At 36.1% G+C, this 15,619-nt stretch carries 19 protein-coding genes; 5 read left to right on the top strand and 14 right to left on the bottom strand.

Translation table 11 applies throughout. The features are described 5' to 3' along the window. Positions 1-19: 19 nt before the first annotated feature. From FLEMA_RS0102495 to FLEMA_RS0102480, 4 genes are all read right to left on the bottom strand, one after another. The gene (locus tag FLEMA_RS0102495; protein ID WP_081681243.1) at positions 20-796 is read right to left on the bottom strand and encodes an APH(3') family aminoglycoside O-phosphotransferase; all 777 of its coding nucleotides are present in this window, start codon (positions 794-796) and stop codon (positions 20-22) included. Between the two features lie 3 nt (positions 797-799). After that, the gene (locus FLEMA_RS0102490) at positions 800-1,528 is read right to left on the bottom strand and encodes a carbon-nitrogen hydrolase family protein (RefSeq protein WP_026994087.1); all 729 of its coding nucleotides are present in this window, start codon (positions 1,526-1,528) and stop codon (positions 800-802) included. A gap of 613 nt (positions 1,529-2,141) precedes the next feature. Then, on the bottom strand, positions 2,142-2,393 hold the full coding sequence (locus FLEMA_RS0102485; RefSeq protein WP_026994086.1) for a hypothetical protein: 252 nt from the start codon (positions 2,391-2,393) through the stop codon (positions 2,142-2,144). Between the two features lie 190 nt (positions 2,394-2,583). Next, positions 2,584-3,129 (bottom strand): NAD(P)H-dependent oxidoreductase, encoded by a 546-nt coding sequence (locus tag FLEMA_RS0102480; RefSeq protein ID WP_026994085.1) that lies wholly within the window; start codon positions 3,127-3,129, stop codon positions 2,584-2,586. 195 nt (positions 3,130-3,324) lie between these two features. Between FLEMA_RS0102480 and FLEMA_RS0102475 the strand changes: the two genes are divergently transcribed. Then, positions 3,325-3,702: a winged helix-turn-helix transcriptional regulator gene (locus FLEMA_RS0102475; protein ID WP_026994084.1), complete on the top strand. Its 378-nt coding sequence runs from the start codon at positions 3,325-3,327 to the stop codon at positions 3,700-3,702. Between the two features lie 48 nt (positions 3,703-3,750). On the opposite strand, the gene FLEMA_RS0102470 is transcribed toward FLEMA_RS0102475, so the two are convergent. The 9 genes from FLEMA_RS0102470 to FLEMA_RS0102425 all read right to left on the bottom strand — a co-directional run bounded on the left by FLEMA_RS0102470 (position 3,751) and on the right by FLEMA_RS0102425 (position 9,550). Then, positions 3,751-4,473, bottom strand: coding sequence for an SIP domain-containing protein (locus FLEMA_RS0102470; protein WP_026994083.1), 723 nt, complete (start codon positions 4,471-4,473; stop codon positions 3,751-3,753). Between the two features lie 75 nt (positions 4,474-4,548). Further along, positions 4,549-5,118, bottom strand: a complete 570-nt coding sequence (locus FLEMA_RS0102465; protein ID WP_026994082.1) for a Crp/Fnr family transcriptional regulator — start codon at positions 5,116-5,118, stop codon at positions 4,549-4,551. A gap of 14 nt (positions 5,119-5,132) precedes the next feature. Beyond that, positions 5,133-5,357: a DUF2798 domain-containing protein gene (locus tag FLEMA_RS0102460; RefSeq protein WP_026994081.1), complete on the bottom strand. Its 225-nt coding sequence runs from the start codon at positions 5,355-5,357 to the stop codon at positions 5,133-5,135. A gap of 288 nt (positions 5,358-5,645) precedes the next feature. After that, positions 5,646-5,867, bottom strand: a complete 222-nt coding sequence (locus FLEMA_RS0102455) for a helix-turn-helix domain-containing protein (RefSeq protein WP_026994080.1) — start codon at positions 5,865-5,867, stop codon at positions 5,646-5,648. Positions 5,868-5,871: 4 nt separating this feature from the next. Continuing rightward, entirely contained in the window at positions 5,872-6,351 is a 480-nt protein-coding gene (locus FLEMA_RS0102450; RefSeq protein WP_026994079.1) for a DUF2975 domain-containing protein, read from the bottom strand. A 154-nt stretch (positions 6,352-6,505) separates the two neighbouring features. Continuing rightward, a complete protein-coding gene (locus FLEMA_RS67280) occupies positions 6,506-7,066 on the bottom strand; it encodes a pyridoxamine 5'-phosphate oxidase family protein (RefSeq protein WP_044170656.1) in 561 nt (186 codons plus the stop codon). Positions 7,067-7,079: 13 nt separating this feature from the next. Continuing rightward, complete coding sequence (locus tag FLEMA_RS67275) at positions 7,080-7,622, bottom strand: nuclear transport factor 2 family protein (protein ID WP_081681242.1); 543 nt, start codon at positions 7,620-7,622, stop codon at positions 7,080-7,082. Positions 7,623-8,189: 567 nt separating this feature from the next. Next, positions 8,190-8,663 carry a GNAT family N-acetyltransferase gene (locus FLEMA_RS0102430; RefSeq protein ID WP_026994078.1) on the bottom strand — a complete coding sequence of 158 codons (474 nt, stop codon included), beginning with the start codon at positions 8,661-8,663 and terminating at the stop codon, positions 8,190-8,192. Beyond that, complete coding sequence (locus FLEMA_RS0102425) at positions 8,651-9,550, bottom strand: LysR family transcriptional regulator (protein ID WP_026994077.1); 900 nt, start codon at positions 9,548-9,550, stop codon at positions 8,651-8,653. The genes FLEMA_RS0102430 and FLEMA_RS0102425 overlap by 13 nt, the downstream gene beginning before the upstream one ends. Before the next feature lie 147 nt (positions 9,551-9,697). Between FLEMA_RS0102425 and FLEMA_RS0102420 the strand changes: the two genes are divergently transcribed. Beyond that, positions 9,698-10,093: a rhodanese-like domain-containing protein gene (locus FLEMA_RS0102420; RefSeq protein WP_026994076.1), complete on the top strand. Its 396-nt coding sequence runs from the start codon at positions 9,698-9,700 to the stop codon at positions 10,091-10,093. 136 nt (positions 10,094-10,229) lie between these two features. Here FLEMA_RS0102420 and FLEMA_RS0102410 read toward each other — a convergent pair whose 3' ends face one another. Next, positions 10,230-11,318 (bottom strand): ligand-binding sensor domain-containing protein, encoded by a 1,089-nt coding sequence (locus tag FLEMA_RS0102410; RefSeq protein ID WP_026994075.1) that lies wholly within the window; start codon positions 11,316-11,318, stop codon positions 10,230-10,232. Between the two features lie 299 nt (positions 11,319-11,617). Between FLEMA_RS0102410 and FLEMA_RS0102405 the strand changes: the two genes are divergently transcribed. From FLEMA_RS0102405 to FLEMA_RS0102395, 3 genes are all read left to right on the top strand, one after another. Beyond that, on the top strand, positions 11,618-12,304 hold the full coding sequence (locus tag FLEMA_RS0102405) for a M15 family metallopeptidase (RefSeq protein WP_026994074.1): 687 nt from the start codon (positions 11,618-11,620) through the stop codon (positions 12,302-12,304). 143 nt (positions 12,305-12,447) lie between these two features. Then, positions 12,448-13,143 carry an ABC transporter ATP-binding protein gene (locus FLEMA_RS0102400; RefSeq protein WP_026994073.1) on the top strand — a complete coding sequence of 232 codons (696 nt, stop codon included), beginning with the start codon at positions 12,448-12,450 and terminating at the stop codon, positions 13,141-13,143. 21 nt (positions 13,144-13,164) lie between these two features. Then, positions 13,165-15,615: a TonB-dependent receptor gene (locus tag FLEMA_RS0102395; RefSeq protein WP_026994072.1), complete on the top strand. Its 2,451-nt coding sequence runs from the start codon at positions 13,165-13,167 to the stop codon at positions 15,613-15,615. The last annotated feature ends 4 nt before the right edge of the window (positions 15,616-15,619 follow it).

The raw sequence follows: 15,619 nt of genomic DNA, 5'->3' as shown, positions 1-15,619 counted from the left end.
ATATTGATACAGCCTTTTTTCAGAAAAATTCATCCAAAAGCATGTAAAATGCTAGTTTGTCGTTGTTGATTTCACGAAGCCCATAATCTTGGTAAAATAGGCTCACAAACTCATCGCCAAAATCGTCTTGAATTGTTCTTATGGCAATAGCAATGTCTTGGTATTTATCGGCAACACCACCATTGCCAAGGTCGATAAAACCACTTAATTCGCCATTATGATAAATAATATTATCGAGGCAATAATCTCCGTGTGTAAATACCAATTCAAAATCGACGGGTTTCATCGCCAATAATTTAGTATACAGTTCACCAAGGTTATACTGCTGGTATTGAGGCTGTAGCTGTGAGCGGTCAACTAGGTTGTTTTTATAGTTATACTCAGCCACTAAAAGCCTTTCGTTAAGATTTTGGACTAATGAATTACCATCAATCGTTAATGAATGAAGCCATTTTAGCGATTTAGCATAATAGCTAATAACTTCTTTTTTATCAAGGGTATCTATATAACTATCAAGGGTTTGCCCTTTCAGTTCTGTTGTACAGAGCCATTCGTAATTACTATATTGAGCATAAAAAATCACTTGAGGAACTGGTACTTTTCTTTCAAGCCATTTATAATTTAGGAAGTCGTTTTGGAGGCTTGATACCTGTTTTTTCAAAATGTAGCGTTCATTTTGGTTGGTTGTTACTTGGTATAAATCTGCCTCAGTAGCACCACCCAATATGGGAGCAATAGAATAATTCGCAAAATATGGTTCAAGAAGTACCATAAGGTCGCCGCTATGGGTCATCATATTTTACAGGATTTGTGCTATTACTTCATCGGTTTGGGTATCAAAAATCAAAATCCCTTCACTGGTATGGTCAAGTTGCCCTAACAATACCCCTTGTATTGACCAAACAGAGCTTTGGCCAACACTTTCAAAATTATCACAATAGCCTACACAATTGGCCATTAAAACAGGCATAGAAAACTGCCTTGCTATGAAAGGATAATGTTTTATGGCTTTGTCGATTCCATTCTGAGATTTTGCCACACTTGCCAGATAGATTTCGGCCCCAAGCTGACGAGCATTTTCTGAGTGGTCGATTTGTAAGCTTTCATAGCAAATCGCTGGTGCAACTTTCTTGTTATCAATTGTTAGAATGAGCTGTTGATTTCCATTGACAAAATAAGGCAATTCGTCTGCGTGCAGTTGTTGTTTTGAATACTTTTGTCTTGGAACGTTGGGTTGCAATAATATCATACTTATTTGAACACCCCAAAGGGTTAAGGTTGGCATACCAAGTCCAATAGTGATTAGATAACTGTCACTAATTTCTTGAAACTGGTCAAATACGCTATCATCTTGACCGCTCGCTAATGCTTTAGCTAGTTTGGGTTCATACCCTGTTATAGATAGTTCAGGAAAAAAAATTGCGTTAGCCTTATGAGCAATAGCCCGCTCAATCAACTTTTTATGCCTCTCTATATTTGCTAAGATATCGCCCTTGATTGGTCTTGTTTGAGCTATTGCGATTTTCATGGGTTATTTCAGTATTTGGTATTACCTCTCATAATTATCGCCCATTCTTTACAAGATATTAGGTAGCCTTTTCTGTCAAAATCCTTGTCGGAAAGCGTTTTGAGCAAACTACTTTTACAAAAACCTTTGCCTTGATTTTACAGTGGTTGTTACCTCGATATTTCTTCATTTTTAGAAGTTTTGAGGAGATTTGTAAGGCTTAGATATTTTGTATTGCCGATCAAGGTACAACTATTTACTTATGTAGCAAAGTAGATTTCGACAATATTTTGACCATGAAGTTCTGTAGATTTTTAGCAAAATTTAGAGATTTCGTGCTTTTATTTCTTTATTGAGTAAGCCTAGGTGTTTATTAGCAGAGGGCCAAAAGTTATAGGTAACATGAAAATAGGAAGAAATGTTACCATTGAAACTTTTTTCAACCCTTCATTAAAAAAAAACATACCCTAAAATGCTGACAGAAAGCACAACCACAATACTAATCCCTATTAGAACCCCTTTTAACAAATCTCTCTTTTGTATCAATTTTTCATTGGGCAATTCTTCGTAAATATTCTTTTCATGTTAATTGGTTGATGTTTTATATCAATTAAAAAGTTATTCTGGGCTGATGTTATTTCAGGTTTCGTTCTTTTAGCAGTTTTTCTAATTCATTGTTTCTTTTATTTTTAGGGTCATTAACGATTTTGTAAACAAAAAATAAAGGAATTAGAGTGAAGATACCCCAAGTATTTTTTGTAACACTGTAAAATACAATGCCCAAGAGAAATCCAATAATTAAGGCATTTATCAAAGAAAAAGATTTCATCTTTTTTGCTTCATCCAACAGCTCTTGGTCTGTTAGTTCTGATAATTCTTTCGGCATTATGTTTGACTTTTAGGTGATTTTCAAGATGAATTTTATTGTTTGTAATAGTATCAATGTGAAAATACTAAATTTTCAATTCCCAAAAAGATAATATTGAATAATTTCTTAGATAACATTGACTGTAGCCATAAAGCGGGTTAGGCTATGTACTATCTCTTCGATTCTATTGTTCAAATAGTGTATTACTTTATTGCAATTGGCTGAGTGTTGCTATCAGTTTTTGGGCATGGTGTTTTGCGTTAGTCATTATACTATCTGGGGTGTAGCCAGCAGCTAAGGAAGTTCCATGAAAATAAATCGGGTCGATGTAATTCATTTGTGTATGATATGCGGTCTGCTCTAGGTGCTTACAAAATTCATATACCCGAAAATGCTGGAAGCCCAAGGCTGTATAGCTGCTTTCTGATGAGCCTACCGTAAAACTTGGCACAAAGTTTTTGTTTTTCAGCTTGTCACCTTTTGAGCCGTAGGCAAACTGATATTCAAATACAATGTCGAACCACTGTTTTAAGATTGCAGGCATACTGTACCAATAGAAAGGATACTGAAAAACGATTGTCTGATGTCTTAGCAAAGCCTCTTGCTCTGCTTTTGCATTAATTTTGAAATCGGGATATAAGTCGTGTATATTCCTGATTTCCAAATCTAATTTACTGTTTTCCAATGCTTCAATAATTGTTTTGTTAGCAAACGACTTGTCAAAATTGGGATGTGCTAAAATGATTAATGCCATAATTACAATTTTACGGTTGAGTATATTTTTGTATGAATAACCAATCCGAAAACATACAGGCTACGTCCTTCATAGGTTGTAGTGTCTTGGGTTTTCTTTTGCATTGGTACTATCATTATTTTAGTTGCAAAACTATTTTTAGTAGAATACATTTGCAATAACTATCAAAACAGATAGGTTAATAAAAGCTACAAAATGAAAACAGAATGTATCGGAGATTATGTAAAATTGAAAGGAAAAGCTTACCCTTGTACGGTAAGCCTGACAATGGATCTGGTGGGTGGAAAATGGAAAGCCGTTATCCTTTATCATTTAAAAGACGAGGCTAAGAGGTACAACGAACTCCGTAAAGAAATGCCTACCGTTACCGAAATGACCCTAAGTTTACAGTTGAAGCAATTAGAAAAAGACGGCTTGGTATCAAGAAAAGTATATGGCCAAAAACCGCCTATCAAGGTTGTTTATGCTTTAAGTGATTTTGGCAAAAGCTTTATTCCTGTATTGGAAGCAATCACTCAATGGGGCAATAAGGTTGTCAGCGAAAAAGGCGAATTTGTAAGTGGTTTATCATAAAAATGAATCATGAGCAATTGCCTACTCATAGTGATTTCTTACTAAAGGTCAGCATATAGCACTGGCCGACTCATTCTTTTCTGCTTTCCAAAATGGTTTTGTTCGCAGATACTGGGTTGGCATATTTTTGTTGTGCTTTAAGTAATGGTGCAAGGCGATACATACCTCTGGATGCCCAAAAACATAAGCAATAGTGTTGTCAAGCTGTGCTGGCAAAAGGCTAACGATTTTATTCACTACCTTATCTGTCGGCGTTGGGCTAATGATATAATGATGCAATGGGAAGCTGTTATCAATGTCTGGAAAAAAATCAGCTTCTTGTTCTGCATAAATAAAACTAAAAATATTTTTACTTACGGCAAGGTTTCTGTGTATTTCGTACAAATGAGATAAAGACGTGATGTCACCAATCAGTAGGTAATTTTCGGCACTGTTGTCTGCTAGTAATTTTCCTTTGGGTGGTTTGAAGAAAATACGGTTGCCCTGCTGCAATTTTTGTATCCATTTAGCTCCTTTTCCATTTGAGAATGTACAAATAGCCAAATCAACGATGTGATACACGGGTTCGTAGTTCCAAAAAGAGTATTTTCGGTTTTCGCAATTAGCGTTTTCGTAAGGATTTCCTAAAAAAATATCTACCGTAAACCCACCGACACACTGCATATCTGCAAAATCATCGCTTTGAATTTTTAAGTGAAAGGTATGTGCGGCAATCTGTCTGTTTTCCAAAACAGTTCCGCTTTGTATTATTAATTCTTTTGGCTGATTCATAATCTGTCTATTTTTATTATGACAAAATTATGGCTCTTCAAACCGCTGAACTTTGATATAGGTCAAAAAATACTATCAGACTTTCGATTTTAAACGACTTAGTGTTTCCTGAGAAATATTAAGATAAGAAGCAACCATTTTATTAGGCAATCGCCTCACAATGATTGGGTTTTCATTCAGCAACTGGCGGTATTTTTCAGTAGCGTCCTGTGTGAGGAAAGACATCAGGCGTTTGGTATTATTCACATAGGCTTTTTCGAGATAATGGCGATAAAATTTTTCCCATTGGGGAATAGAATCGAACAGATGAAAGAAATCTTTGTGGGTAATATACAGTAGTTCCGTGTGTTCGGCAGCTTGTATAAACTCTTCGGAAGGCTCGCCAGTAATAAAACTAACCAAAGCGGTAGCAAACTGGTTTTCAAAAGCAAAATAGCGTGTAGCGTCCTGTCCATCTTCGTTGATAAAAAATATCCGTAAACAACCTTTGCCAACGAAGAAAGTCCGTTGGCTAGTTTGTCCGTGTGTTACGAGAAGTTCATTTTTCTTTAATTTCAAGGGTTTGAAGAAAGAAAGAATCATCCTCAGTTCGTCTTCACTGACTTTGATTTGGCTGTTGATATAATGGATAAGTTGTTGGTACATTCAAAATAATCAGGTTACTCTTTTACGGCTAATTTTTCGGCCAGCTTTCGGGCATTGGGAATAATAAGAAAAGCTGCGGCATAAGCCACAGGCAACATGACACTCCAAGCCTTCAGGAATTTGAAAAACCAGTCTTCGCCAAAGCCATAATTACGCATCAACCCCACAAAGGCCATAATCAGTGTCATTGGAATTACTACAAACAAAGTGTTGATGTATTTAAAATATTTCTTTTTCATTTTTCGCATTGTTTAAAGATTAATAATGGTGCAAAAATGCAACACCTTTTATCTTCAAACTTTGATATAGATCAAAAAGAACGGCTTGTCTGTTTTGTTACAGTTTCATATATCCCCAACTAATATAAAAAGGAATTGTCACAATGCTTCCTGGTACGTCCCAAATATGGGTTACTTTTTTAAATACTTATGACAAAAATAGATTACAACAGCAACAACCACTCAATGGCTAATCTTTTGATTATCAAAAATTTATATCATACACCACACCTACCATAGCTATTATAGCTAGGTTGTACTTTTTTCGTCATTTACATATTCCAAAATATCACTTGGTTGACAGTCTAAGGCTTTGCAGATGGCTTCTAAGGTACTAAAACGAATAGCCTTTGCCTTTCCTGTCTTTAAGATAGAAAGGTTGGATAATGTCAAATCAACTCTTTCTGAAAGTTCATTCAGCGATATTTTTCGCTTTGCCATTATCACGTCTAGGTTTACAATAATTGGCATAGCTCTAAATGGTTAAATCATTTTCTAATTTCATATCAAAGGCATTTTGTAATATTTTTTCAAAAATTGCGGCAGCCGTTGCCACTACAATAGAGGCAAAAGTAGTTACAATACAAATGGCCAAAAAACCTGCAGGGTCGTCATCTTTATCATGGAATATTTTTATGTATACTCCTCCTATTACAATTAAAATACTGAGTACAATTGCACAATATTTGATACTCTTTAATGTCTGAATGGCATTGGTAGAGAATGCTTGGTTTTGTCCGATATACCCCAGCAATTTGAATGCCTTGTATAGTGCCACAAAAAAGGCAATGGATGTTGCATACCCATACAAAATAACCTTGTCAAAGTAGATACTCAACAAGTCTAAGTTGGTGGCTCTACCCTCAGTTAAGGGAAATCTAATCAACATGGCAAGTGCCACAATACCAATCAGCACGACGGCTGTTTGAAGAAATACTATTGAAATTCTTTTCATAATGATTTTATACTTTTATTCCATATCAAAATACGTTAAATATTTATTGATAATCAATAAATATTTAACGTATTTTGATAAAATCTTTTTATGAAAATGATTGACAAATTACTTTAGTACTAAACCCGCCCTCACGATATTGATACATACTAAGCTATATATCCAGATCTCCATTGATAGATTCCTCTATTTCGGCAAGTGTGTAGCGTGGTGTAATATGTTGTGGACAATTCCAATCAAATGCTTCTATATCAAGAATAATAATACGTTCGGGACGAGATTTGTAGTTATCTAGTTGGAGTTGTTCCGTTAATGCTGGATTAGCGTCTAGTTCTTCTATTCTAGCTTTGGCATACAATTTAATCCTTGCTCTGTGAGGATAGGACACCATGATTAAGGCTACTTTGTCATTAGATAGCATATTCCCAACCGAAACAAACTGCCTATTCCCTGCAAAGTCTAAGAAAGCAATAGTTTTATCATCTATTACCTTGACAAAACCAGTCGGCCCTCCACGATGCTGAATATAAGGAAATCCGTTTGTGCCAATAGTAGCCATATAAAAACTATCTCGCTCTTCTATAAAGCGTATCTCGTTGTCGCTGAGTCCTTCTTTTACGCCAAACTTTTCAGCCTTTGAATAAGTATTACGACTGCCAAAACGCTCTTGTAGTTTTTTACTGGCATCTGAAAATGCTATGTTATAATAATTCATTGATTTTTACGATTTATTTTTTGTCTGTATTTCCCAAAAGTATTTTTTTTAGGGCATCTCTTTTGTCTGCTTCTTCCAAAACTTTATCCCAAAGTGCATCACCACATTCATCAGGAACAACAACCTCCTCTTCTAGTTGATCTTTAAACTTTCTTGTAGACTCATCAATGGCCAAATCGTTGATACTCGCAAACCGCCTTTGCATTAGTCCATTTTGGTCAAACTCCCAAAGTTCGTTACCATAAGCCCTAAACCATTGTCCAGCAACGTCATGGTATTCGTATTCAAAACGTACCGCTATACGATTGTCATTAAAAGACCAGAGTTCTTTTTTGAGTTTATAATCTAGTTCTTTCTGCCATTTTCGAGTCAAAAAGCTTTTTACTTCTTCACGACCATTGATAAATTCGCTTCGATTACGCCATTCTGTATCAATGGTATAAGCCAACGATACACGCTCGGGGTCTCGACTATTCCAAGCATCTTCAGCCATTTGTACTTTCAGAATAGCTGTTTCAAGGCTAAATGGGGGGAAAGGAGGGCGTTGATTATCCATAACATTCTTGTCAAGAGTTTAGCTCAATATCACAAAGCATTTTGCTTGTGACCATTTGTTTTTTTAATTTTTAGGATAAATAAAAGCATTGAGAATTTTTAAACTAATAGTAGGTACAATTGCTATATGTATAGCTCATAAATTATTTTGAAGGAGTAGCTTTGCCTGTTAGGCAAAGGGTTTTTAGAAAAGACAGAATATGTCTGTTTTTTAGGATTTTACCTAACGAAAAGATACTTCTGAAGTGGTAGGATTTAGTATTTGAGAGCCAGCAACAAAGGCTTAATAAATGTACTAGAAGGCGAGCTTTATTACAAATTTATGGTAGAAAATTTGGTAAACAGATGGGTAATCTGTTGGCTAATCGATAATATTATACCAGCTATGTTAGCATAATATTGAAGCTGTTTAAACTTTTCTCAAAGCATATTTTATCGATTAATTCTTCTTCTTACTTTTTAACTAGGCGGCCACAAAAATTCAAGAATTTATAATCGGACTGGCGTTCCACCTCGCTTCGCTCAAACAGTATAAATCCATTGCTTACGCAAGCAATTTTATGAAAGTTTAAACAGATTCATTATCTGTATGTTTTATATCAATCAAAAACCTTACTTTATTTTTTCCTGTAGCTCCTATTCGGTGGTAAAATTGTATGGCTCTTTCATTGAAAATTGGGGTTTGCCATTGAATATTTACACAATCGTTTTGCATTGCTATTTCTTTGAGCTTATCAAATACTTTTTCGCCAATGCGATGTCCTCTAAACGCTGGCATTAAATACAGACAATCTAAATACAAAAAAGTTTGTGCGTCCCAAGTAGAGTAGTCAAAAGTATATGAAAAATACCCTTGTAGTTTGTTATGGCTTTCAATAACAAAACAAAATAGTCGGGGGGGGTCTGAAAACATTGCCTTTTTCAATAAAACTTCTTTTCCTATTGGCGTAAAATCTGCTCGCTCATATTCCGAATGCAGGCCACATAGTTCAACCAATTCGGGCAAATCTTTTTCTGTACATTCTCTGATTATATAGTCCATTGTTGGTGAATTTCGGTTTGTAAAAACTCTATAAAATGATTAAAATAATTGGGATATATTTTGTTATTCATAATGGCAATAAAATGCTTTCTTTTTAATCCATTCTTGCCAATTTTGATGGTTTTCAATGAATTATCTTTTAAATATGGCTGTATTGCCCATTTTGCCATTGCCATAATTCCCATATCTGCTTTTACCATTTCGATTGATGCCTCTGTGAGTGGAAGCGGTGTGATTTTTTTAGGCGTTACTTTTGCGGGTGCTAACAAAAATTGATGAACCGTGACAGTTTCTAATGGCAAAGAATGTATCAATAAATGCTCGGTGGCAAAGTCTTCGGCTACTACGTATTTTTTGTTTGCCCAAGCATGATTCGTAGATACTACCATTAACATTTCATCTTGAAAAAGCTCCAAGTATTTTATGCTGTCTTCTTGTATTGGGTCGCTGGTAATAGCAATATCAATGATATTTTCTTGTAGCTTTTGTAATGGATAATGCGTTGCCTCCATTATGATTTGCAAGTCGACATTAGGATATAGTAGATGAAACTGTTTTAAAACAGAGGGCAACCAATGATAACTTGAATAACATTCGGTACTTATTCTGATTGTACCAAATTCTCCCAAAATCATTTGTTTGATTTCTTGCTGGGTACTCGATAGTTTTGCTAATACGTCGTTGGCAGTTTCGTACAATTTTTCGCCTGCTTTGGTTAATATGAGCTTTTTATTTTGCCGTAAAAATATTTGTGTACCCAACTGATATTCTGCTTCCTTGAGTTGATGACTCAAAGCCGATTGTGTTAAATGAAGCTTATCGATAGCTTTGGTTATGCTACCTTCTTCTACAATAGCTTTTATAAGTTTTAAATGCCTAATCTCCATTTTTGATTGCTAAATTATGTACAAAACTATACAATTTGTTGGGGGATTTTGTATGAAAATAATGAATGATGATGATGAATTATTTTCGTTTTTATTCGATTTTCTGCTATTATAAATTTGCTGCATCAATCAATTAAATATAAAAAAATGGACACACAAATTACATATTACGAAAACAAATTGGCATTTGAAATGGACCCATCAGATTTGTTTGATGCCTTCAATAATGGTGAAAGGGTGATTGCTATTGATACAAGAAAAGCATTTGGTTTTGAAGCCGAGCATATTCCAACGGCCATTAATATTCCTCATCGTGACATGAATGAAGAAACTACCAAAGATTTAGACAAAGATTTTGTCTATGTTACTTATTGTGATGGAATCGGGTGTAATGCCTCTACCAAAGGAGCTTTGAATATGTCAAGGCTGGGCTTTAAGGTCAAAGAATTAATTGGTGGCATTGAATGGTGGAAGTTTGACGGCTATGCCACCGAAGGGACAAAAGCCAGCCAAACTGGAGCAAAGATTCAATGTGCTTGTTAGAGGCGTTGTTGTCGGGTAGGTATAAATATCTATATTTACCCGATTTTTTAGGTATATTAATAGGCTCTTTTGTTGGCTCTTTATGTTATTTTTCAAGCACTTACCTATTTTATTTTGCTCGTTGGGCTATGATATACTACCACGAACTATTTTTTGTAACCTGATAAAACCGTTTGCCATCAAACCTAAAAAGGCCTTGCCCTGCTCCCCACCACATATTTCCAGATTGGTCTTGATACATACTTTGAACACAGCAGTTTAAGCCATCGGCAGGTGTAAATACCGTAAACGCTTTTGGATTTGGTAAGGGAATAGAAGGGTCAAATCGGGTAGTACTGCCTCGGGCGGTAATCCAAATAATCCCTGACTGTTCTATATAAATTCCCCAAAATTCAGTTCCACCTAATCCGTCTTTGGCAGTATATTCGGTTAAGGTCTTTCCATCATATTTACAAATACCAGTTTTCATGGTAAACCAAATATTTCCAGCTTTATCTTCTGCAATACCTCCTGCATAGTTTTCGCCCAATTGTTCCTTTTCTGCAATATGGGTAATTACTTTTCCATCATAACGAAAAACACCTTTATCGGAAGAAGCAAACCAAATATTACCTTTTTTATCTTCCATAATGCCCGCAATATTTATAGAGGAAAGCGGCTGAAATAACGAAAAGCTTGGTCTGCCCTTTGTATCGGCAGAGGGGTCATATTGAAAAACACCACCATGTGTGCCTACCCAAATAGTACCCGATTTATCAACAAGGATACTTTTTCGACTTATATTTATGTGGCTCAAACCATCTTTTTGGTTATAATTCCTAAAAGCCTCTCCTGCTGCCCGACTGGGGTCATATTTGTAAACGCCTTGGTCTGTCCCAAACCAAAGATTCCCCTTTTTATCTTCATTAATAGCAAAAACTGAGTTATTGATAAAGCCATCGAGATTAGAAAAGTAGGTCAATGTTTTCACATCATATCGTACTACGCCTTCGCCTATAGTACCAAACCATAAGTTCCCTTTTGAATCCTGAAAAATACTTCGGATATACTGACTCACTAAAGTTGTATCAAAATCAGTCCCTAAACCCACGGCCTTGTGTTTTCTTATAATGGTTGGGCTCTGTCTGAAAATATTAGGAGCTTTAACAGGTTTTGTTTTTTCTTGTCCATTACAGGATGTGAAAATTGTTAAAAAGCTAAAAAATAATATTTGTTTCAATGCCATAACAATATCTTTTTACATTTTCTATATGATGAATATATTTGTGAGGTAAACTTTTTTTATGAAAGGTACTAAATTTAAGTATTAAACTACCATCACACATCTCTCATTATACTTTTTATATTGGCTCTTACTATCAATACCTATTACTTATTGGGAAAGTAGTTTTTATTACTACCGACAAACAAAGCTTTTTGGGTTATATTATTGCAAAATGGCTTTATGTTTTATACATTTGCAACACTATTGCAAATGCACACATATCTATCCTCCACCCCTAGATACCATAATAATATTCTTTTATGTGTAAAAACGTTGTCAGAATCTTCGTCATTATTTTATCCGCTTTGAATCTTGGAATTGCCCAGATACCTAATCAATACGGATTAACAATCATTTCAGACCTCCAAAAACTAAAAGAAACTATCCGAGAAGACCCCAACAAAGCACTTGTTCCAATAAAAGATTATGTACCCAATATTGCTTTGGACATCAAATACGCCACTGCTCAGAACGTTTTTTATACCCAACTTTACAAAAAACCAGCGGCATTGGTAAGATTGCCTGTAGCAAAAGCTTTGGGAGCTGTTCAGAAAGAGTTAAATGCCCAAGGCTTTAGCCTTAAAATTTATGATGCTTATCGCCCTTATTCGGTTACTTGTCAGATGTTTGAAATACTACCAGATACACTTTATATGGGTTTGCCGTGGCAGGGAAGTAAACACAATCGAGGTATTGCTCTTGATTTGACTTTGATTAACCTCAAAACCAAAAAGGAGTTAAAAATGCCAACACCTTTTGATGCCTTGGTATATGCGGCTCATCCTGAGTTTATGAAACTACCCCAAGAGGTTATCAAAAATCGAGAATTATTGAAATCTGCCATGAAAAAACACGGCTTCAAAGTTGACCCGATGGAATGGTGGCATTTTAATTATGTGAGCAACACTACGTTCGAGCTATTAGATATTCCTTTTGAACGATTATAATGCTACAACTCCCCCGAGCATTGATTTTCACACAATACCATTTTTTTTATTCGTGACACCAAAGCCTTTTTGCAATATTATTGCAAAAAGGCTTTGGTGTTTGTATATTTGCAACAATATTGCAAATATACAAACACATCCACATGCTAACAGCTAACAACCTTACCAAAAAATACGGGAATCATACTGCCCTCAATCACTTGGACTTGCATATACAATCAGGTGAAATCTTTGCCTTGTTGGGACAGAACGGAGCTGGCAAAACTACTACCATCAATTTGTTTTTGGGCTTTATTGAACCCAGCGAGGGTACAGTAACTATCAATGGTATTTCGGTAGTAGAAAATGCCCTCGAAACCAAAAAACACTTGGCTTACATTCCTGAAACGGTGATGCTCTATCCCAATCTTACAGGTATCGAAAACCTTGCTTTTTTTAGTGCATTGGCAGGGTTTACTTATTCAACCCATGAATTAAGTGCTTTTTTAAGCAAAGCTGGACTTCAAGAAACGGCTCATCATCAGGCACTTGGTGGTTATTCAAAAGGAATGCGACAAAAAGTAGGCATTGCCATAGCCATCGCCAAAAATGCCAAAGCCTTGCTATTGGATGAACCTACTTCTGGCTTAGACCCAAAAGCTTCTAATGAATTTTCGGAAATCTTGAAAGAACTTTCAGCCAACGGAACGGCAATTCTGATGGCAACACATGATATTTTTCGTGCCAAAGAAGTGGCTCATCGCATCGGTATTATGAAACAAGGCAACTTGGTTTCGGTAATTGATGCCAAAGATATTTCGGCCAACGAATTAGAACAATTGTATTTACAAACGGTATAAAAACTAACACACAAAAATATTATGAAGTACTTTTTTACCATTTTATCTGTATTAACCTCTATTTACCTTCAAGCACAAAATACCAAAGGCAAAGTAAGCGATGCCACTACGGGCGAAAAAATCATTGGGGCAAGTATTCAATTTTTGAATACAAAACAAGGTGCTGTCAGCGATGCGGAGGGAAATTTTGAGATTTCGGGGAAAGGAATGCTCAAAATTTCTTCGGTAGGCTACAAAACCTATCAAATAAAAACCAGCGGAGCTTTTTTGGACATTGCCTTAACACCTGAAAACAATGAGTTACAAACCGTAGAAGTATTAGGAAGAGTAGCCAAAGATTATAACAGCGAGTACTCTTTTTCGGCTACCAGAATTTCGGCTTTGAATAAAGACATTCCACAAGCTATTTCAACAGTTACCAAAGAACTTATTGCCGACCGACAAGCCTTTTACTTGGCAGATGCCGTAAAAATTGCCAGTGGTGTTATTCCCTCAAGTTATTATAATCAATATTCGATTAGAGGAATTAGTCAGAATGAAGAAGGACAAATTATCAACGGAATGCGTACTCGTCAATATTATTTCTTACAACCATTGACGACCAATATTGAAAGAGTAGAAGTAATTAAAGGGCCAGCAAGTGCCACTTTTTCATCGGTTGACCCAGGGGGAAGTATCAATTTAGTGACGAAAAAACCTTTGGCGATTGATAGAAAAGAAGTAAGTATGAGCGTCGGGAGTTTTAGTACTTTCAGAGGAACGTTGGATTTTACGGGGCCTTTAAACGATGCTAAAACTTTGTTGTACCGTGTGAATGCGGCGTATCAGGAAGCCCGTTCTTTCCGAGATTTGGTTGGGAATAAATCTGTATTGGTTTCGCCTTCGTTCAGCTATATTCCTAATAACAAAACTGCCATTAATGCCGAATTGATTTTTAGTAATATGACGGGAAATCTGGATAGAGGTCAGCCAATTTTTGGTGCAACGGCTGGAAAAACAGACTTAAGCAGTACACCAACAAGCTTGAATTTGGGTGCTTCCAATGATTTTTTCAAATCTAAAGAAGTAATCATTATGGGAAATATTGCTCATAAGTTTAGCCAAAATATTGGTTTCAATACTTCTTACATGAAACAATCTTGGACAGAAAACTTACAAGAACACCGCACAACCAACGCTTTTGCCGTAGATATTAGCAATCAGCCTGTAACAAGTTTGGCAGCTATGCAATTTGTTCAGCGTCAGCAATATTGGAATATCGATAACCTCAATAGTTACTTCAATTTTGATTTTAAAACAGGAAAAGCCAGTCATAAATTATTAATAGGTTACGATTTGAACAGTTGGCAAAAACTGAAAGGTGGCGGACAAAATGCGGCTCGTGGTTATTTGTTGAAAGATGGTTCTGTGGCAAGCTCGTTTGTATTAGCCAATGCCGCCAATTATCAGACAATTACGGTCGGTGGAAAGGTATTGCCCAAACCTAACGTCAATCACTTCGACTTGGCAAATCCAACTTATACCATTCGTAACGTAGAAGATTATACTTTAAATGTTCGCACGGCTTTGCCTTCAGCACTTACCACTACCAATGCTATTTATATTCAAGAGCAATTACAGTGGAATAAATTTACGTTGTTGTTGAGTTTAAGAAATGAATGGTTCAAAGACATCACCAACTACAAAGCCAATAATTCATTAACGGTAGAAAAAACGGCATTGTTACCAAGAGTCGGTTTAACGTACAGTATCAATACATCTATCAATGTTTATGGTACTTATTTGGAAGGTTTTCAACCACAATCGAATACCGTAACGCTGATGCCACAAACGGGTTCATTGCCTGCGGGGAGTCAATTTGACCCACTGAGAAGCGATTTGAAAGAATTAGGACTTAAAGCTGACTTGTTTCATAATCGAGTAAGATTGAATGTGGCATTCTACGAAATCAATCAGAAAAATATTTTGATGAATGCCAACGACCCAACAAATCCCGACCTTTTGGTTACTCGTGGTGCTGAAAGAAGCCGTGGAATTGAGTGGGATATTGCAGGCTATATTTTGCCCAACTGGCAAATCAATGCCTCGTACAGTTATATTGATGCCGTGATTGTTGAAGACAACGACAAATCGTTGATTGGTGCAAGAAAGCAAAATACGCCCAGAAATAGCTTCAATATCTGGACTCGCTATAATTTCCAAAACACTTCTGCTCTCAAAGACCTTGGTGTAGGTTTTGGCGTTCAGCACCAAGGCAGTAGAATTCCTTGGTTTAGTCGTGCCTTTGAAGTACCTGCTTTTACGGCTTTTGATGCAGCACTTTATTACACGCCAAACAACAGCAATGTGCAAGTAGCCTTGAATGCAGGGAATGTTTTTGATACTACTTATTGGCTGGGAGCTCAGAACTATTTGCGTTTGTTCCCTGCTGCACCAAGAAATATGACTCTTACATTGACGTACAAATTTTAATAAT

The sequence above is a fragment of the Flectobacillus major DSM 103 genome, from assembly GCF_000427405.1.
In the GTDB taxonomy this organism is placed as follows: Bacteria; Bacteroidota; Bacteroidia; order Cytophagales; family Spirosomataceae; genus Flectobacillus; species Flectobacillus major.
This window is presented reverse-complemented; position numbering and strand designations above follow the sequence as displayed.